The organism is Clostridium sp. J1101437_171009_A5, assembly GCF_015547905.1.
Lineage (GTDB): Bacteria > Bacillota > Clostridia > Oscillospirales > Oscillospiraceae > Pseudoflavonifractor_A > Pseudoflavonifractor_A gallinarum.
In genome coordinates this window covers 120,210-139,679 of sequence record NZ_JADMVY010000005.1, presented here as the reverse complement: position 1 = coordinate 139,679, position 19,470 = coordinate 120,210, and the positions used below count along the sequence as shown (strand labels likewise).

At 56.5% G+C, this 19,470-nt stretch carries 15 protein-coding genes; 9 read left to right on the top strand and 6 right to left on the bottom strand.

Annotation, left to right across the window (positions count from 1 at the left end; all coding sequences use genetic code 11):
* Positions 1 to 23: 23 nt before the first annotated feature.
* From I2C21_RS08885 to I2C21_RS08875, 3 genes are read left to right on the top strand one after another with little or no spacing between them, the layout of a single operon-like run.
* Complete coding sequence (locus I2C21_RS08885) at positions 24 to 1,097, top strand: GNAT family N-acetyltransferase (RefSeq protein WP_195279054.1); 1,074 nt, start codon at positions 24 to 26, stop codon at positions 1,095 to 1,097.
* Positions 1,098 to 1,106: 9 nt separating this feature from the next.
* Entirely contained in the window at positions 1,107 to 1,940 is an 834-nt protein-coding gene (locus I2C21_RS08880; RefSeq protein WP_101692170.1) for an XrtA system polysaccharide deacetylase, read from the top strand.
* Between the two features lie 24 nt (positions 1,941 to 1,964).
* Entirely contained in the window at positions 1,965 to 2,630 is a 666-nt protein-coding gene (locus I2C21_RS08875) for an acyltransferase (RefSeq protein WP_101692169.1), read from the top strand.
* 440 nt (positions 2,631 to 3,070) lie between these two features.
* On the opposite strand, the gene I2C21_RS08870 is transcribed toward I2C21_RS08875, so the two are convergent.
* A complete protein-coding gene (locus tag I2C21_RS08870) occupies positions 3,071 to 4,531 on the bottom strand; it encodes a recombinase family protein (protein WP_195279053.1) in 1,461 nt (486 codons plus the stop codon).
* Between the two features lie 417 nt (positions 4,532 to 4,948).
* Here I2C21_RS08870 and I2C21_RS08865 point away from each other — a divergent pair, with 417 nt between their 5' ends.
* The 4 genes from I2C21_RS08865 to I2C21_RS08850 all read left to right on the top strand — a co-directional run bounded on the left by I2C21_RS08865 (position 4,949) and on the right by I2C21_RS08850 (position 8,611).
* Entirely contained in the window at positions 4,949 to 5,326 is a 378-nt protein-coding gene (locus tag I2C21_RS08865; protein WP_195279052.1) for a Fur family transcriptional regulator, read from the top strand.
* A complete protein-coding gene (rbr, locus tag I2C21_RS08860) occupies positions 5,293 to 7,395 on the top strand; it encodes a rubrerythrin (protein WP_195279051.1) in 2,103 nt (700 codons plus the stop codon). The genes I2C21_RS08865 and rbr overlap by 34 nt, the downstream gene beginning before the upstream one ends.
* Positions 7,396 to 7,505: 110 nt before the next feature.
* Complete coding sequence (locus tag I2C21_RS08855) at positions 7,506 to 8,021, top strand: flavodoxin family protein (RefSeq protein ID WP_195279050.1); 516 nt, start codon at positions 7,506 to 7,508, stop codon at positions 8,019 to 8,021.
* Complete coding sequence (locus I2C21_RS08850; RefSeq protein ID WP_195279049.1) at positions 8,006 to 8,611, top strand: NADPH-dependent FMN reductase family protein; 606 nt, start codon at positions 8,006 to 8,008, stop codon at positions 8,609 to 8,611. The genes I2C21_RS08855 and I2C21_RS08850 overlap by 16 nt, the downstream gene beginning before the upstream one ends.
* Positions 8,612 to 8,745: 134 nt before the next feature.
* Here the strand turns inward: I2C21_RS08850 and I2C21_RS08845 are convergent, their stop codons facing one another.
* Positions 8,746 to 10,911 (bottom strand): M28 family peptidase, encoded by a 2,166-nt coding sequence (locus I2C21_RS08845; RefSeq protein ID WP_195279048.1) that lies wholly within the window; start codon positions 10,909 to 10,911, stop codon positions 8,746 to 8,748.
* Between the two features lie 692 nt (positions 10,912 to 11,603).
* Between I2C21_RS08845 and I2C21_RS08840 the strand changes: the two genes are divergently transcribed.
* Both I2C21_RS08840 and I2C21_RS08835 read left to right on the top strand, forming a co-directional pair.
* On the top strand, positions 11,604 to 12,395 hold the full coding sequence (locus I2C21_RS08840; protein WP_195279047.1) for a leucine-rich repeat domain-containing protein: 792 nt from the start codon (positions 11,604 to 11,606) through the stop codon (positions 12,393 to 12,395).
* 90 nt (positions 12,396 to 12,485) lie between these two features.
* Positions 12,486 to 14,177, top strand: a complete 1,692-nt coding sequence (locus I2C21_RS08835) for an S-layer homology domain-containing protein (RefSeq protein WP_195279046.1) — start codon at positions 12,486 to 12,488, stop codon at positions 14,175 to 14,177.
* A 91-nt stretch (positions 14,178 to 14,268) separates the two neighbouring features.
* Here I2C21_RS08835 and I2C21_RS08830 read toward each other — a convergent pair whose 3' ends face one another.
* The 4 genes from I2C21_RS08830 to I2C21_RS08815 are packed head-to-tail and all read right to left on the bottom strand — an operon-like array spanning position 14,269 to position 19,072.
* On the bottom strand, positions 14,269 to 15,432 hold the full coding sequence (locus I2C21_RS08830; protein WP_101692160.1) for a DUF3798 domain-containing protein: 1,164 nt from the start codon (positions 15,430 to 15,432) through the stop codon (positions 14,269 to 14,271).
* Positions 15,433 to 15,466: 34 nt separating this feature from the next.
* Positions 15,467 to 16,522 carry an ABC transporter permease subunit gene (locus I2C21_RS08825; RefSeq protein ID WP_195279045.1) on the bottom strand — a complete coding sequence of 352 codons (1,056 nt, stop codon included), beginning with the start codon at positions 16,520 to 16,522 and terminating at the stop codon, positions 15,467 to 15,469.
* Positions 16,503 to 17,546 (bottom strand): ABC transporter permease subunit, encoded by a 1,044-nt coding sequence (locus I2C21_RS08820; RefSeq protein ID WP_195279044.1) that lies wholly within the window; start codon positions 17,544 to 17,546, stop codon positions 16,503 to 16,505. The genes I2C21_RS08825 and I2C21_RS08820 overlap by 20 nt, the downstream gene beginning before the upstream one ends.
* On the bottom strand, positions 17,543 to 19,072 hold the full coding sequence (locus I2C21_RS08815) for a sugar ABC transporter ATP-binding protein (RefSeq protein WP_195279043.1): 1,530 nt from the start codon (positions 19,070 to 19,072) through the stop codon (positions 17,543 to 17,545). Before I2C21_RS08815 ends, I2C21_RS08820 begins: the two co-directional genes overlap by 4 nt.
* Between the last annotated feature and the right edge of the window lie 398 nt (positions 19,073 to 19,470).

The following is a 19,470-nucleotide window of genomic DNA, read 5'->3' as shown; positions in this document are numbered from 1 at the left end:
ATTATGGATTGAGGGAAGAAAGTATGTGGAAGCATAAAGCATTTTCGACAGATGATTTTCCGGCGATATTATCCATGGCACAGGAGCAGTATGGACTAGACAATGACATTGCCAATGAGGATTTCTTGCGATATCAGTATTTTAAAAACCCGGCGGGTGATGCCCTGATCGATTTGGCGGTGGATGCGCAGGATGGTGCGCTGGCGGGACAGTATGTGGTCTGGCCCATGCGCTTTTTGATCCATGGGCAACTGCGGCAAAGTTCCAACTCACTCAATACTCTCACCGGAAAGAAGTATCGGGGACAAGGTATTTTTACTGGCCTTGCGGAAGAAACATACCGTAGAGAAGAGGAACTTGGGCATGCTTTTTGCTATGGGATGCCAAATCCGAATTCCTATCCCGGCTTTATCAAGAAACTGAATTTTAAAGAACTCGGTCCAATCCCCCTCCTGCTGCGTCCATTGCGCCCATCCCAGATGGTGGAAGAGTTTTTGCACAGTAAAGTTCTCTCCGTTTTTGGAAAGCCTACCGATCCTTTTTTCCGAATCAAAGAAAGCGTGAAAGAGGGAGCACTTGAAATTTTACCGGTTACGAAAGAGCGGCTGGAATTGGTAGATGAATTCTGGAATGCGGTGAAGGGGAAATACCCGGTAATGAACATCCGGGACGGCGCATTTGTCCGGTTCCGCTATCTGGATATGCCCCGTAGGACCTATTTCCCCTATCTGGCCGTGGAGCATGGCCGGCCTGTCTGCTTTGCGGTGGGACGGATCATGGAGGTAGCCGGGATGCAGTGTGCCATGTTGGCGGATTTCCTGTTTGCCGATGGCTATGCGGAAGCTGCCGAGCGGCTTTTGCGGAAGCTTCTGCATGAGATGCAAAACCAAGGGGCAAGTCTGGCTGGCTGTCTGATGTTTGGACATACCCAGGAATCTGCGGTTTTGAAAAAGCTCGGCTTTTTCCGTTGTCCGAAGAGATTTGAACCGCAGCCATTTCCGCTGATTTTGCGGTTGTTTGATCAGTCGCTGGAAGAAAAAGGCGTCTGCGATGTGAAGAATTGGTTCTTTACGATGGGCGACTATGATGTAATATAAGAGATGCGTATGAAAAATATTTTTACAATTGACACTGAGGACTGGTTCCACGCAAATTATGAAGATGGTCTTTTCCAAAATGATGCGGCAGTGAAATCTACAGTGGAAGAGAACACAGAAGTATATTTGGAGGCGCTGGAACGGAACAATGCCACAGCAACGTTTTTTGTCCTCGGATTTGTGGCAGAACAGCACCCGAATTTGGTAAGGAAGATTGCACAGGCCGGACATGAGGTCGCAAGTCATGGATATGGGCATCAGTTGGTCTATAAGCAGTCACCCGAGGCCTTTCGGGAAGATATCCAGCGGAGCAAAAAACTCTTGGAGGATATTACTGGGAAAGCGGTGTTAGGGTACCGGGCACCATCTTGGTCCATTACGGAGGAGTCTCTTTGGGCCCTTGCAATCTTGCAAGAGGAGGGGTTTGTGTATGACAGCAGCATTTTCCCCTTCAAAAATTTTCTGTATGGAATCAGCGGTGCACCCAGATTTCCGTTTCCGGCCGTTCAGTATCATCCGGAGGCAACAAACTTGCTGGAGATTCCGCCTTCTACGGTACGGGTGCCCGGGATGAATATCCCGTTTTCGGGGGGATTCTATTTTCGGGCACTGCCCTATCCGTTTATTCATATGTTTGCAAAGCAAGTCAACCGTGAGGGGCATCCGGTGGTATTTTATTTGCATCCGCGGGAAATTGATCCTCAACAGCCCAGACTCAAACTCAGCAAACGGGATGCGCTGATCCATTATTATGGTATTGGAGCATGCCGCCGGAAGATGGAACATATGCTGCGAGATTTTGATTGTCAGTCTATGGCTGAATATGTGAATCAAAAAAGATAACGGCGATAAAAGAAGGGGAATTGTATGTATCAGAATCCAGATTTGTTTGATCTTTCCCACACACTGGCTGGAGCATTGTTTGAAGCCACAGAGTATCCATGGCAGGTGCTTCCGCAGATCGGCGATTTCTTGAAAAAACTGGGGCCACAGCTGCCCACGGAAGTATTTGACCATCCAGATGAATTTGTCTGGATTGCAAAATCCGCACGTGTTGCACCCACAGCCAGTATCACAGGGCCCTGTATTATTTGTGAGGATGCAGAGATACGGCATTGTGCATTTATTCGAGGAAACGCACTAGTAGGAGCGAACTGCGTCGTAGGGAACTCTGTGGAACTGAAAAATGTCATTCTGTTTGATAACGTACAAGTCCCGCACTACAATTACGTAGGAGATTCCATATTGGGATACCGAGCGCATATGGGGGCCGGCTCTATTACCTCCAATGTCAAGAGTGACAAGACGCTGGTGGTTGTAAAAGATGGCCATACAGAGATTCCTACAGGCCTGAAAAAGTTTGGTGCCATGCTGGGGGACTTTGTGGAGGTTGGATGCAACAGCGTATTGAATCCGGGAACAGTGATTGGTCGCGGAACGAGTGTCTATCCCTTGTCGTCTGTCCGGGGAGTGATTCCCGCAGAGAGTATTTTTAAAAGCGCAAACAATATAGTGAAACGAGAAAAAAACTAAACCAGACAAGGCGGAAAGACCTATATGATCACCTGGCTTACATCCACAACATTCGGTAGACTGATTGCCACATTTCTGATTTCCGTGGCGCCTACTGTTGAGCTGCGGGGTGGTCTGCCCTATGGCTGGACTATCCCGTGGCCCTGGCAGCGGCGGTGTTGGACATGCGGTTAAAGGCCATTCCCGCTATTTTCCTGGGTGTCTGTATTGCAGCATCTATCATGACGATGGTAACATTCGGACTCATTCATATTTTGTGAGGAGTTTGCAGATTGTTTGCTGGTTATCATTGCACTGAAAAAGTGGAAGTAAATGTCGTAGTATTTTAAGAGTGTGAGCACAGAGAAAAGGGAACCGCTGCAGAATGAAAACTTCTGCAGCGGTTCCCTTTATACTTTATAAAATATGAGAGGAGCCGTACACTACGTGATTCTCTCCCATTAGATCCTCCAAACCACCTCTGCCCGCTCGCCGTCCAGTTTGATCTCCCGGATAAACTGGGCGGCGACGATCTTTTTCTGCTCAAAGCTCAGGGGGGCAAATTGAAGGCGCTTCCACTTCGGTACCTGCTTTTTGCTATGTATTTGGGCTTGCTTTGCCAGAATCTCCTGCCGCTGAACCTCCAGCTTCTGAATGGTCCGGTTGATGTAGGTCATGGTCAGGGCAGAGCCCTCGGCCAGAGCGGACATGAGATGGTCGATCTTCTGGTCGATCTCCGCCAGAAGCCGGGCACTTTCCGCATCTTCTCCCTGTGGTTCCTCCATATCGGGACACTCCAGCAGCAGCTGTTCCAGTTCGGCGGCTACCGACGCCTCCAGCGTCCGCAGGTCCACCCGGATGGAATGGTCACACAAACCCAGGTTGGAGCGCCCGCTGCACAGCAGATAGAACTTGCTGCCATCCCGGTTTACCTTGACACTGTATCCACAGTGGGCGCATTTCAGAAGCCCGGAGAGCCAGGTGTGCTTTCCACGGCCGGAGCCGCCCAGCTGGCGGTTTGCCTCCAGCTTATACTGGCACTGGAGCCACAGGGTGGAGGGAATGATCCCGTGGTGGAGGGCCAGCGAAAAATGCTGGTCCCGGAGGTCCTGATACTTCCCGGCGCTCCGGTCCCGCTTTCCGATGATCATGCCCCCGTGGAGGCCGTCAAACTCGTCCAGCGGATTGGAGCAGCGGAGCCCCTTTCCCTGATAGAAGAGGTAGACATCCTCGTCTGCCATGACGTATACCGGGCTATGTAAGATGCGGGAGAGAGTCACATTGTCCCAGGTGGGGCGTTTTGGGCCGGGGATCTCATCCGTGTTCAGAGCGCGGGCCACACTGCCCAGAGTGGCTTCCGGCTGGGCATAGGCGGAAAAGATCCGCTCTACCACGGACGCGTGCTCGTTGGGACAGAGAGCGGGGACCTGCCGCCCATCCGCGGCGGGAAGTTTCTGGATGGAGAACCCATAGGGGGCCGGCCCCCCGGGCCAGGAGCCCAGCTTGGCCCGCTGGAAGTAGTTGTCCCGCACCCGTTCGGCGGTGGTCTCCCGCTCCAGCTGCGCAAAGACCATGATGATGTTCAGCATGGCCCGGCCCATGGGCGTGGAGGTATCAAAGGTCTCATTGATGGATATGAACTCGACTTTGTGCCGTTTCAGAATCTCCCACAGCCGACCAAAGTCGGCAATGGACCGGGAGAAGCGGTCCAGACGGTAGACCACGATCTTCCGGATGAGCCCCTGTTCCACATCGGCCATGAGCCGCTGAAAGGCGGGGCGGTCGGTGTTTTTACCGGAATACCCCTTGTCCTCGTAGACCTGGTATTCCAGAGATACTTCCCGGCGGCACAGATCGATCTGTCCCTGAATGGAGAGGCTGTCCGCCTTGTCCACGGACTGCCGGGCATAGATCGCATCCAAGGCGGACACCTCCTGTCCTCACTCACATATTTTTTAGGATGCTATCTTCCGCGGACCTCGGTGGAGCAGGGAAGAATACGGTGCTGTTCCCGAAGTTCTGTGATACAGCGCTGGCATAGCGTTTCCAAAAGGGCACTGCGGGCCTTATCGTTGCCCTGTATGGGATGCTGATGTATGATTTCCAATGGGAGACCCTCCTTTCGGACAAACTGGCCGGTCGGACAGATTACCCTATGCAAGTGGAAGCGGCTCTATGCGACCAGCAGGACAGGCTGTGTTTTCATGACAGGAAACAAGACAAGGCCCCGGAGAATCCTCCGGGGCCTTGTCCTTTGTGGGGAAGAGAGATGTCCTTGACATAGATCAAAAAATAGCTATAATAGAATTAGAATAATTCTAAAAAAGAGTTGTGGTGAAATGAGAAAGTACGAGGCAAAGATTCTGGAGTTGGTAACGGCATCCCGAAGCCATATGACGGCCGAGCAGGTCTTTGACGAATTGCGGAAAACCTACCCGACCGTCGTCCTGGCGACCGTCTATAATAACCTCAACCGGCTGTGGAGCGCGGGAGCGATCCGCAAAATATCGGTGGAGGGAATGGCGGATCGCTATGATCGGATCGAGCGGCATGATCATTTGGTGTGCAAGCGATGCGGCCGCCTGGCGGATGTGGATCTGGGGGACCTGACGGCGCAGCTGGAACAGGCGGCCGGTCGTTCGATCCTGTCCTATGATCTGAAGCTGATGTACCTATGTGAGGAATGCAGAAACGAAGCCCAAGAGAAAGGAACGTGAGGAAACTGAAGCATTTGCCCCTGTCTGTCCGTGTCCCGATTGAGGAGGACAACCCCAGCATCGTGCGCTGGGAAGAGAAGTGTATCCGCTGTGGTATGTGTAAGGAGGCCTGCACCGAACGAATGGGCGTGCACGGCACCTATACCCTGGAGCAAACCGGAGGAAAGGCGATCTGTATTTACTGCGGCCAGTGTGCCAATGTCTGCCCGGTGGACAGCATCACCGAGCGGGACGAGTGTCCCCAGGTGCGGCAGGCCATCGCAGACCCCGACCGGGTGGTGGTGGTCAGCACCTCTCCCTCCGTGCGGGCGAGTCTGGGCGAGGCCTTCGGGATGGAACCGGGAGCCTTTGTGGAGGGAAAGATGGTGGCCCTCCTCCGGGCACTGGGCGCGGACTATGTGCTGGATACCAACTTTGCCGCCGATCTCACCATTGTGGAAGAGGCCAGTGAGCTCATCCGCCGCATAACGGAGAAGGACCGGCCGCTGCCCCAGTTCACCAGCTGCTGCCCGGGCTGGGTCCACTTTGCGGAGATCTATGCCCCGGAGCTGCTGCCCCACCTCTCCACCGCCAAGAGCCCGATCGGGATGCAGGGGCCCACGGTCAAGACCTATTTTGCGCAGAAAATGGGGCTGGACCCCCGTAAAATCGTCCATGTGGCCCTGACTCCGTGTACCGCCAAAAAATTTGAGATCCGGCGGGAGGAGATGCATGCCGCCGCCGACTACCACGGCGTAGAGGGGATGCGGGATACCGACCAGGTGATCACCACCCGGGAGCTGGCCCGGTGGGCCAAGGAAGCGGGGGTGGACTGGAATACCCTGGAGGACTCGGCCTATGACTCCCTGATGGGCACGGCCTCGGGAGCCGGAGTCATCTTCGGCAATACCGGCGGCGTGATGGAGGCCGCGCTGCGTACTGCCTATGCGTACCTCACCGGACAGGAGGCTCCGGCCGCCCTGCTGGAGCTGGAGAGCGTGAGAGGCTATGAAGGGGTGCGGGAGGCCCAGGTGGAGATCGGAGACCAGACACTGCAGGTGGCAGTGGTCTTTGGCACCGCCAATGCCAGAACATTTTGGAAGCATATCCAAGAGAGCGGGAAGGAGTACCACTTCGTGGAGGTGATGGCCTGTCCGGGCGGCTGCATCGGCGGTGGCGGACAGCCCAAGGACCTGCTGCGCGACGGGGACGAGACCCGCAAGAGCCGGATTGCAGCCCTCTACCGGCGGGACAGCTCTATGGCGCTGCGCAGCAGCCATGAGAACCCGGAGATTCAGGCGGTCTACGAGGCCTTTTATGGCAAGCCTCTGAGCGAGATGGCCGAGAAGATGCTCCACACCACGTATCAGGACCAAAGCGGACTCATCCAGGCGGATCGTCCCAATCAGAAAGGAGAAGAAAAGACCATGAAGAAGTGGAAATGCAAAGTCTGCGGATATATTCACGAGGGCGACAGCGCCCCGGAGTTCTGTCCCATCTGCAAGCAGCCCGCCTCTGCCTTTGAGCTGATGGAAGCGGCCCCTGTCAAGAGCGCAGGCAAGTACGCCGGGACCCAGACCGAGAAGAACCTGGAGGCCGCCTTCGCCGGAGAGTCCCAGGCCCGGAACAAATACACCTACTTTGCCTCAGTGGCCCTGCGGGAGGGCTATGAGCAGATCGCGGAGCTGTTCCTCAAGACCGCCGAAAATGAGAAGGCCCATGCCAAGCTGTGGTTTGAGGAGCTTCACGGCCTGGGGGACACTGCCGAGAATCTGCGCCATGCCGCCGAGGGCGAAAATTACGAGTGGACCGACATGTATGACGGCTTTGCCAAGACCGCTGAGGAGGAGGGCTTCCCGGAGCTGGCCGCCAAGTTCCGCCTGGTGGCCGCCATTGAGAAGCGCCACGAGGAGCGCTACCGTGCGCTGCTGCACAATGTAGAGACCGCACAGGTCTTCGAGAAGAGCGAAGTCAAGGTGTGGGAGTGCCGCAACTGCGGCCACATTGTGGTGGGCACGGCCGCGCCGGAGGTGTGCCCCACCTGCCAGTACGGAAAGAGCTTCTTCGAGATCCACGAGGATAACTATTGATCGTCCCGGAAGCGCGGCTTGGATCTCCATATCGGGGAAAGCTATCGTGAGGCAGAAGACCACGCTGCTCCGTTTACCTGAGCGAAACATACCCAATATCAGGAGTTTTTATGAACCTCATCTTAAGCGACCGACCTCTGGATCTGTCGGGACTTTCCGTGCCGGATCTGGAGTATATCGACCTGTCCAGTCTGAACATCAAGCACTGCATCGGCTGTTTTGGCTGCTGGACCAAAACACCGGGCCGCTGTGTCATCCGGGATGACGCCGTGAAGGTCTATCCGGCCATTGCCGCCAGCACCCGGCTTCTGTATGTGAGCCGGGTGAGGTATGGCGGCTATGATACCACGATGAAGACCATGCTGGAGCGCTCCATCCCGGTGCAGCAGGCCTTTCTCCGCCTGCACCATGGGGAGACCCACCATGTGCAGCGCGCCGTGGCGACAAAGGATGCTGTTATCCTGGGCTATGGCGCCGATTCCGAGGAGGAACAGGCGCTGTTCCGTCGTCTCGTGGACCGGAATGCCTTCAACATGAACTTTGCACGCCATCAGGTCCGGTTCGTTCCGGAGGAAGCGGTGGAGCAGGCTGTACGGGAGGAGGTGCAGAAATGGATTCTATCCTGATCCTCAACGGCAGCCCGAGAGCGCCTCGATCCAATTCCAAGCGCTACGCCCAGCTGTTTTCGGAGGCCTGTCCTTTGGAGACGGTGTACTTTGACCTCATCAAAACGGAACAGGCCAAGGTGCTGGAAGCGATGGAAGAGACTTCCCGCGTTCTGCTGGTTTTTCCACTCTATGTGGATGGATTGCCGGTGGTACTGCTGGAATTTTTGAAGTACCTGGAGGAGCACCCACCTGAGAACCGGCCCACGCTGTCGGTGCTGATCAACTGCGGCTTCCTGGAGCTGGAGCAGAATAACATCGCGGTGGAGATGATCCGTCTGTTTGCCCGTAAAAACGGCTATCCCATGGGCGCTGTGCTGAAAATCGGGGGAGGAGAGGCCATTCTGGACACCCCCTTCCGTGGCTTTGCACGCGCCAGGATCCGAACACTGGCGAGCGCCGTGGCCAAGGACCGAGAGCGGGTCATGGGCGTCACGATGCCCCTGCCGAAAAAGCTCTTTTTGAAAGCGTCCAGCCGCTATTGGGAAGCGTATGGCAGGAAGAATGGCGTGACGAGAGAACAGATGGAGACCATGAAGATCGAAGGCTGAGCAGAGACTTCGTGCCGCAATATCAGAACAAAGAAACCGGGCTTGCCGCCTGCGATGTGCAGACGGCAAGCCCGGTTTGTCTCAGTGTGGTGGAAATCCATTCGGGATGATCCACGGGCAGAGGAAATCTGCCATTAGGCGAGCAGCTGGGTCAACTCGTTGATGGAGTCGATCTCCTGCTGGGCGAGCTGGAGAAGGATCTCGCTCTGGGCCTCCACGGCCTTCTGATAGACGGCGATCTCCTGGGAGAAGTCGCCGCCCTCCTCCTCGTAGCGGACATAGAGGCTGCGGGTGGCCTGGTCCACATCGGCCTTGGCAAAGCTCTTGCCGGTGCCCCAGTAGAGGTTGTCGGCGTTGGATTCACCCCAGAGCATGTCATCCTGGATGGCGATGACCTCGGGGGAGAAGTACATGGCATACCACTCCAGCACGTTGTTCACGGTCCAGGCATACTCGTCCACCGCAGTGGCCACCTGGCCCTCCTCCAGACAGGAGATGATGTTCTCACACAGGGTGATGTTCTCCTGGGGAGCCTCGTGGGGGACGATGGGACGCTCATACATGAGACCCAGCAGATGCTTCTGGGCATAGGCAAAAGCGGTCAGATTCTGGGCGGTCAGCTCCCGACCGCGGTTCCAGAGCTCCTCCATCTTGGCGGTATCCTGGGCGTTCCGGGCCTCGGCATAGGCCTCGTTGACGGAGCAGATATCCTCGCTCATGGCCTGGGCGGTCTCCTTCAGGGACTCCAGAGCGGTGTGGTAGGCGTCCATGTCGACCCCCACCCGAGTCAGAAGCTCCTCATCCAGCGAGGCGAGGATTCGGTCATACTGGGCGGTGAAGTCCAGATAGAGCGCGGGAGTCTGGTCGATGTACATGGCGAGGGCGCCGTAATAGCGGATATTGAAGTTCATGACCGCTTCGTTGTAGGTTTCAGGGGTATCGTACTGGGAATGGTAAATCTCCTCGTAGAAGGGGAAGACGGTCTCCATGTCCTTCTGCAGCAGGAAGCCGTTGACCGTGGAGGGGACGCCGGCTGCATAGTAGGAGAAGTCATCCGAGTAGGTGTAGGTCTGATACCCCTCGGTCAGCACGCCGTCCTCAAAGCATCCCTCGGGCTCGGGGGAGTAGGGATATTCGTTGACAAAGTAGTCCAGCATGGCGTACATCTCGGGGGCGGAGTAGGAGCTGGTATAGGTGTCGAACTCATAGGCCGGGAGCTCAAAGTTCAGGAAGGCCAGGGTCTTGCCCACCCAGTCCGGGTGGACCCGGTTGATCATCTCCCAGGCGCCCACGGTCCAGTCGTACTGGGTGTAGGAGGAACCCCACTCTTCCGCGCCGTGCAGGCAGAAGACCAGATCATTTTCGGGCTGATAGCCGGAGTCGATCATAGCCTTGGCCATGGCGAGGACCAGGCCGACGGCGCAGTTGTCGTCCTGGAAGCCCTTGAAGTGCACGTCATAGTGTCCGCCCACCAGGATCTGATGGTCAGAGGACTTGCCGGGAATGCGGCCCATGATATTGTACGTGGTGCCCTCACCCACATTGACCTCGTTGTCCACGACCAGCGTGGCGGTAACCGGACCGGCGGCCAGCTTTTCCTGGATCTCCTGGGAGTCGGACAGGCCGATGGACAGGGTGGGGATGGCGGTGGGACCGCAGATATCCTGACAGTTCAGGGCGTCATCCGCGATCTGAGAGAAGCCGCCCACATTGGCCGCCAGAATGGCGGCGGCGCCCTGGTGCTGGGCCTCCAGCATGGGGTAGGTGATCCACCAGTCGTTGCGCTGATCGATGTCGATGAGCACGATCTTTCCGGTCACATCCAGGCCCTCATAGTCCCACATGGTACCCTTTCCCACATAGACCACCTCGGCGGTGATACCCTCCGCGGGGGTGCTGGCGGTGGCATAGGAGTAGACCGGATAGGACACGCCGTCCACCGTAAAAGAGGCGCCGTTGAACTGCCAGCGGTCGCAGTCGGCCGCCACCTTTTCCACGTCGGAGAGGCCGATCTCCTCCATGGTCTGCACCAGATAGTCCGCAGCGGCATGCTCGGCATCGCTGCCCGCGGTCCGTCCGCCCAGCTCCGAATTGAAGAAATCCGGGTTGGTGGTCAGCTCATAGGCGATATCATAGGCATAGTCCGGGGATACCGCATTCAAGAAGCTCTCATAAGCAGCCTCGGGGTCGGCCGGAGCAGCGGCCGCGGATTCCTTCGGGGCAGCAGCGGTGCAGGCGGTGACCGAAAGGGTCAGTGCGCCTGCCAGCAGCAGGGTCAGGAAATGGTTCGTGTGTTTCATGTCTCTCTCCTCGATACCTCAGCAGATTTTTATACCACCGCCAGGGGCGGATGATAAAAAAACACGATGCGCCACCCATACTGGCACACCGTGTCTGCGAAATTTTCTCCATAACGATACCGATGGAGTCCCCGTCGAGAGAGATTGTTCCTGCGGATGCAAGACTTTTAAATCACTCTTATTGACCATTTCACAAGTTGATGTGCGCCAGGCGCAGGTTATAAAGTAAACCAACTTATAAAATCGGAGCGAAAGCGGCTCCATCAATAAGGCAACAAAAGTTGCCAATCCGTACCCGCGGTACGGTCCCCGGCTCTTCGACGGGTTTTCGGCATTTGACCCGGCCGTCCGTGTAGCCTCGATCCGCCTGGCAGACGGATGGTCAAACGTGCATCTCGCACAGGTATCTAATTGCTGAGTGCTATTGTAAAAGAGCGATGACACTTTGTCAAGAAAAAAATTTACGTTTCGAAAAAAAGATTACTTGAGGCTTTTTGCCTTTTAAACGGAATAAAATGGGGGTTTAAGTGATGATAAAATGTAATATTTTATATAAAATTTCGAATAGTAATGAAAAAGGGGCGTCCGATCTGATATCCCGTTGGGCAGACAACCGCTCTTTGGGCTGAAATGCTGTATCATGAATTGTATAACGATAGAGTAGTACAGATCTGCACGGAGCGGGAGGGCCCATGAAACAATGCAAAACAGGAGCGGTGCTGATTTCACTGCTGGGGATCATGAGCGGAATGATGATGGCGGGAGCGGCAGAGGAAGCGGAGATCCCGCTGAACAGCGAGACCTTTCCGGACCCCGCTTTTTTGAGCTGGGTAAGCGACCGGGATACCGATCGTGACGGCAGTCTCTCCCAGATGGAATTGGACGCAGTGACAAAAATGGACCTGAGAAAATTGGGAATTCAGGATTTGCAAGGCCTGGAGTATTTTCGAAATCTGGAGAGTCTGAATTGCAGCGAAAACGATCTTACTATCCTGGAATTGACCGATTTTCCCGCCATGAACTCGCTGACCTGCAATGAGAATCCCAGGCTCTCTGAGCTGCGTTTGGAAGGGGTTCCGGAACTGGAACATCTCTACTGCTTTCACTCCAATCTTTCCGAACTGGATCTGCACGATGTACCCAAACTGACCTATTTTGCATGGGGCGGCAGCCCGCTGACAGAATTGGATCTGAGCGGAAATCCGGAATTGCAGATCCTCCATGTTCTGGGCGGGACGCTGACCACTGCGGACTTGTCCCAGAACCGAAAACTGGAGACAGTGCTTTGGAATCATACGTTCATTCAGACGTTGGACCTCTCCCAGCAGACCGATTTGACCTATCTGAACTGTACGGATAACCAGCTGCTCTCCTTGGACCTGTCCCATAACACAAAGCTGGAGACCGTTTATGCGGGGAAAAACCAGCTGCTTGCCCTTCGCCTTCCGGATCGAGAGGCACTCTTTTTGGATTTTACAGAGTAGAGCCCAGCCCGGATCGCGCTGGAGCCGGGGGAAAATGGGATTTCACTGGAACCGTTTGCGCCGTGGATCCAGCCCGAAAAAATCACCGAGTTGAAGGGTGGCGTTCTGGATGGAACACGGATCCAGCTGGACGCACCCAATGAGACTCTGACCTATCGCTATCGGGAGGGGGATGCGGTCCTGGATGCCGCCATTTCTGTGACGGGAGAAAATGGCTGGGCGGTTCCGCTGTCCATTGAAAATTGGGAATATGGGGCGATCCCTTCCAAACCACAGGCAAAAGCGGCCTTTGGCGAGACCACATTTTCCTATTCCGAAGGAAGGGAGGGACCCTATCAGGCGGAGGCGCCGGTCCACGCGGGAGCATGGTACATCCGTGCGGACGTAGAGGGGACCGAGCAATACCAGGGGCTCACAGCGGTCGTGCCCTTTGAGATCCGACAGGCGGTCCCCAATTACCTGGAACCCGGGGAAAAAACGGCGGTCTATGGGGATTCCCTGGGCGATGTGAGATTGGAAACCGGCTTTTTGTGGGAGGACCCCACCCTTCCGGTGGGAGAGGCTGGAGATCGGATCCACTTTGCATCCTATACCCCGGAAGATGCGATCGATTATCTGACAGTGGCACACATTCCGGTCCACATCCGGGTTCTGCCCTATGACGGCACGCAGCTCCCCATCCCCGCGCTTTCCAGTGTGGAAGATGTGGAAAAGCTGGAGATCTGGCACGGCAAATACCAGCTTCGAACAGACGTAGACTATACAGTTGAGCTGACATCCGGGGACGGAGAGCGTCAGGTCACGATTCGCTTTATGGGGAACTATACCGGAACCGTCCTGCGGACCTTTGCAGATATGGGCGCTGGTGGGGGTGCGGGCCCTCAGTACGTGTCGATCCTGGCGGAATCCACCGGCGGTGGAGAAATCACGCCCAGCGGCAGGGTCCGCCTGGTGCGCGGCGGCAATCAGAGCTTTACAATACAGCCACAGGCCGGATACCGGTTGGAGCAGCTCCTGGTCGATGGAAGTGCCGTGGAGTATACCGAGACCTATTCTTTTGAAAATATCACCCAAAACCATACGATATCGGCAGTATTTGTTCAAAAGTCCGTCGTTGTGGATCCGGAGATCACCGGGGTCGCACAGACCCTGAACACCAGAGACCATAACGCCTTTTTCTTCGGCTATCCTGGTGAGCGCTTTGGAGCGGACGATACACTGACCCGCGCTCAGGCCGCACAGCTCTTTTATTCGCTGCTTCTTACTCCGGGGAATGCCACGGATGCGGGGTTCTCCGATGTGCCGGAGGATGCGTGGTATGCCAGGGCAGTCAACACGCTGGCATCCATGGGAGTGGTTGCAGGGGTAGGCGGTGAAAAATTCTGGCCGGAAGCGCCTATCACCCGCGCAGAATTTGTCGCAATGGCCGGGCGGTTTGCACATCCTGTGGAAGCGGGAGGCATGACCTTTGCGGATGTCCAGGAGGATGACTGGTTTTATGAGGCGGTTCAGAGCGCCGTCTGGTACGGCTGGATTTTCGGGTATCCGGACGGCACCTTTGGACCGGAACAACCCATGACCCGCGCCCAGGCAGCCGCCATCCTGAACCGGATGTTGGGACGCAGCGCAGATCGGGCCTTCCTTGCCGAAGACCATGGGCTGCGGGAGTTCCGGGATGTTTCAAAGTCCCACTGGGCCTATTTTGACATCTGTGAAGCGGCCAACGGACACGGGTATGAGAAAAGAGATGGCCTTGAGTTCTGGATTGCGATCCTTTCCTAGGATCGATCGAACCAAGCGGGCTGGAACATGAAAAATCCCCCTGCCGGAAATATTCCGGCAGGGGGATTGCTCTGTGTGGGGGGATCCGAGATTAATAGTAGATGTCCTCCAGGATCAGCATCCAGTAGTGGTCCAGCCCCTCGCCGGCCATGGCAAAGTCGGCGGCCACGGGCATATGCTCCTTGGAGAAGTTGTCCAGGAACTCCTTGCTCAGGACATCGTCGATGGTCAGGCCATTGTCGTGCATGTAGACGGCCAGCTCCACCTGGAACTGGGGTACGTAGACGGAGGAGGGCATGGCCCATCCGGACAGCTTACCGGTCATACCGGCCTCGGCGGCCTTCTCGGTGATCATGCTGTTGATCTTGTCATAGTCGCCCAGATCGTCCTCGGTGATCTCCAGGTTGAGAACGGTGGGGTAGGCCTGGGTGGGGGTGGGGCAGCACTGCTCGGCCACGATGAAGCCCTGCTTGAAGGCCTCGTCCAGGATCACGTCGTACATGGGGCAGTTGGTGCCGAAGATGTTGGTGTTGGGGCCGTACTTCTCGATCTGGCGGGGCAGGTCCTCCCGGAGGAACTGGAGCATGGCGGCCTTGCCGTTGCCGGTCTGAGGATCGGGGGTCATGACCTCCACAAACTCCATGCCCAGCTCCTCACAGGTGGCCTTCATCATGTCCCGTCTCTGGACCTTGGACTCAGAGGCCATGTGAGTGGGGAAGGAGTAGTGGATAAAGGTCCGGGCGCCCATCTCATAGGCCTTGGTGGGGATGGTCACGCCGCGGCGGACCCAGTCGGTGTTGATGGCCAGATCCACATAGTCGTTGAGAAGCTGGGGATCGTCGTTGCTGGTGACGATGGTGGTGATGTCGGGGCGCTTCTCCTTGATGGTCTGGAAGGCGGGGACAATGCCCTCCATGCCGTTGTTGAAGAGGATGTACTTCATCTCGGGGTCATCGGCCAGGCTGGTGACTACGGAGATGCAGCCCTCCACGTTGGTGGCAAAATCCTCGGGCAGGGTCTTGTGCACCACGATGTCGGGGTACTTCTCCACCATCTCCTGGGCGCCGCGGAACTCGTCCTCAGAGACGGTCAGGGTGGGGGTCACGATGCCGATCTTGTAGGAGTCCTCGGCGGCGGCGCTGGCGGAAGGATTGGCAGCCGGGGTGCCCTGGGGATTGCTCCCGGTGGTGCTGCATCCGGCGGCCATGGATACGACCATCAGCACGGACAGCAGCAGGGAAACGAGTTTCTTCATGGTGTGTATTCCTCCTGATTCTATTTTTTAAAGCCTACGCTTTAAAATTCTGAAGTTTCAGGTCCTTTTCCTTCTTGAGATTCATGATAATGGCGATCACGATCACGCCGTAGGCCAGGAAGGACCGGAAGTATTCGCCTACGGAGGGGTTGTTGAAGAGATTCTGGCCCGCCATGGGGGAGGTGATAAAGAGAGTGTGGAAGAGCACCACGCCCAGGAAGCAATTGCGCAGTTTGGCTTCCCGGATGGTGGCACCGCCCACTAAAATGGCCGCGGCCGCATAGGTCTCGATCCCCAGATGCCCGGTGTAGACCAGAGCGGTGCCAAAGTCGCCCACAGTGATGATCTGGCTCATGGCGGCAAAGATGGTGGAGATCACGATGCAGATGGTGCGGATGCGGTTGCTGTTGATGCCCAGCAGATTGGCATTGTGCAGATCGCTGCCCACCGCCTTGGCCAGGACCCCCAGCTTGGACTTTTGCAGATAGATCAGGATCAGGGTAAAGGTGCCGATGATAAGGAGAGGGAGCAGGGAGTAGACCTTTCCGTCCAGCGTAAAGGGCAGGACGCTGGTGAATACCTGCTTGAGGGGGGCCACATCCAGCATGTTGCGTACGCCCACGCCGGTATCCAGCAGGATCGCCTCATTGGCGGGGTGGAAAATAGTCCCATAACCCACCATAAAGACAAACTGGTAGAGGACGGAGCTGAGCTGTCCGATCATGATGGAGACGATCATCTCGGTCCCCCGGGCCCGGTTGAGCAGCATGGCCACCAGGGTGCCGAAGAGCACCGACAGCGCAATGCTGACTCCCACCACAAAGAGCAGGATGGGGAGGCCGGAGAGATTCAGATCCATAGCCAGGACGATGGCGGTCTGGGCACAGATGGCCCCCACCACAATGGCGAAGTTGATGCCCATGCCGCAGGTCACCGGCAGGATCAGGGCCAGGACAAAGAGAGTGTTGCGGATGAAGCGGGTATAGACCTCCGAGGAGAGATAGGAAAGGCTCACCCCGGCGTAGTGAAAGGACAGCAGGCAGAGCAGGAATACGGCAATGGGGACCAGGTTATTTTTTAAGAACTTCATTTCCCGCATCCTTTCTCTGGAAGATAAACGCATAAAGAATAATGCCGCTGGTGACGATGGTACGGAGGATCTCGGCCATTTCCGGCAGCAGAAGGGCGTTGGCCACGGGAATGGACAGGAGATAGGTGGTCTGATACAGGAAGGTTCCGATCAGCGCGTTGGCCACCGCGGCCTTTTTCTGGCTGGCGCCGCCGATGACAATGGCGGAAATGGCGGGGAAGCTCATCATAAAGGGCCCGTCGTAGAGGTGCAGGAAGCCGTAGCTCTGAGAGTAGACCACCACGCCCACGGCGGCCAGGACCATGGAGAGGATGATGCCGATGGTCCGGTACCGGTTCACCCGCAGGCCGGCAAGGCTGGAAAAGCGCTCATTTTCCGCAATGGCGGAGAAGATGATGCCGGTGCGGGTCTTGGAGAAGAGCCAGAGCAGGGCCGCGATGACAAAGAAAAAGAGGAGCAGGCCCACCGGAATGACGATCCCCCCCACCTTGATCTGCCACAGCCGGTCCAGAATGCCGCCGAAATAGATGTCCAGATTGACCCGGGGGCGCAGGCCCTGTCCGCCGATGGGATAGAGCATCTGGCGGTTGGTCACCGGGACGAAGGTATAGAAGATGTTCATGATGGGGATGAAGGAGTACCCGGCAAAGGTGCCCACGATCTCCTCGTTCAGCTTGAGGCGGTTCAGAATTTTGCTGTATCCAAAGCCGAAGAGAACGGCGATGGCAGCCCCCACCAGAAGGGATACAGAGAAGCCCAGCCAGCCGGTCATCTTGTAATTGAGGGCGAATACCATACCCAGCAGACCGGCGGAGAGTCCGATGGACATACCGAAGTTTCGTCCGGCGCCCACGTTCATCATGGGGATCAGGGAAAGGACCAGAATGCCGTTCATGGCCCATTTGATGAGGGCGTCGTTGATAAGGCTGACAAAGCTGATGTCCACCAGCACGGCCAGGATCAGGAGCACCAGCATGTAGAGGGACATGATGAACCGCGGAGGATTGATGGCGTGAAGCTTCATGCGTTTCCCCTCCCGTACAGCGACAGCGTCAGTTCTTCCAGGTCCATCTCACCCTCGAAGGTCTGAAATACCTGACCCTGATACATGACCACCACCCGGTCGCAGACCCGGACCAGCTCCTCCAGCTCGCCGGAGGTAATGACGACGGTGGTGTGGTCCCGCTCGTTCATCTTCAAGAGCCAGTCCAGAATCAGCTCTTTGGAATAGATGTCAATGCCGCGGGTGGGCTCGTTGACAAAGAGCAGCTTGGGCGCAAAGGTGAGGGCCCGGGCGATGCAGACCTTTTGCTGGTTGCCGCCGCTGAGCTCCCGGACCGGGGCGTCAGGCGAGCGGCAGACGATGTTGAGCTGCTCGATCATGGCCTGGGCATGGGCCTGGATGGCCTTCCGGTCCAGCAGGGAGAGGGCTGGGCAGGTCTTCCAGCGCAGGAACTCCCGGTGCCGCAGCTCCGTGCCGAAGATCATGTTTTTCCAGACCGGGCTCTCCCGGAAGAGGCTGGTCTTTGCCCGGTCGTCCGAGAGGTAGTAGATCCCCCGGGCGGTCAGGGTGCTGTTATCCCCCAGGGAGAGCTCCTCCCCCTTGAAACGGGCCTGGAAGCTAGCCGGTTTGAGCCCGAAGAGGCCTTCCGCCAGCAGTTCCTGCCCCTGACCGGCCAGACCGGTGATCCCCAGCACCTCCCCCTCCCGGATATCCAGCTCGGTGCCGTTGATCTGGGAGAGCTGCATCAGGACGTCGCCTTTCTGCTTCTTTGCCGCGCGCTGGGTCTTGACGATTTTCCGCCCGACCATGTCATCGGCAAAGGCTCCGATGGAAAAATCGGCCTTCTCATAGGTGGAGATCAGCGCGCCGTCCCGGAGCACGGAGACGGTATCGCAGACCTGCATGATCTCCTCTAGACGGTGGGAGATGAAGATGACGGCGATACCCCGGTCCGCAATCTCCCGGATACAGGAGAGAAGGGCCTTGGTTTCGGTGATGTTGAGGGAGCTGGTGGGCTCGTCCAGGATCAGCAGACGGATGTTCTGCTGGTCCAGCTCCCGGGCCAGCTCCACAAACTGCTTCTGGTTCAGGGAGAGGGCGTCGATCACCTGGTCCGGGTCCATATGGGCGCCGATGGCCTCCAGTGCGTGCTGGGCGTCGCGGACATTGTTCTTCGGGTCCAGCAGGGAGAGCTCGGGCAGGAGCGGGGTGGAAAACCGGGTTTTCTCCCGGTTGATCTTGATATTCTCCGTCACGGTCATGCCGGAGAACAGAGCCAGCTCCTGGTGTACCATGGCGATGCCGCAGGCTACGGACTGACTGTGATTCTGGATGGTAATATCCCGGCCGTCCAGGAGGATCCGGCCGGTGTAGCCCCCCGAGCGGGCGATGGTCTCGTTGCCGTTGAGGATGTTCATGAGGGTGCTCTTTCCCGAGCCGTTGGCGCCGATGAGACCGTGGACCTTTCCGGGGAGGATGGTCAGGTTGATGTCGTTGAGTACCGTGTGTCCGTCAAATGCCTTTGACAGATGTTTGAGTTCCAGCATAATGCCCTCCGGACATGGGTTCAGCAGAATGGTGCTTCCAAGTAGACATAAAAAAACAGTTCCCCAAACGCGATGGGATGTGGAAGCATGCACCGTGCTTAGAAAACTGAGCGTGTGGTTTCATTGGGGAAAAGGCCAATGCCTATGGTAGGATACTGGAAGGGGGGGCGTTTGTCAAGGTTTATCTTTAGATGTAATAATGACACGAAATATATAGGGTTTCTCTATAAGGAGAGCAGAAAAAAAGCCCGCAGGGCTGCCAGTTGCCCAAACGACTGCTCTGTAATTAGTAACTTTTTTTCTTGATTATTCCGGGTGTTTTGATAAAATATTACAAGGTAGAATGAAATAAAGTGGATATCGAATAGAGTAAAAGCAGATGCAGATAGAGATGGATC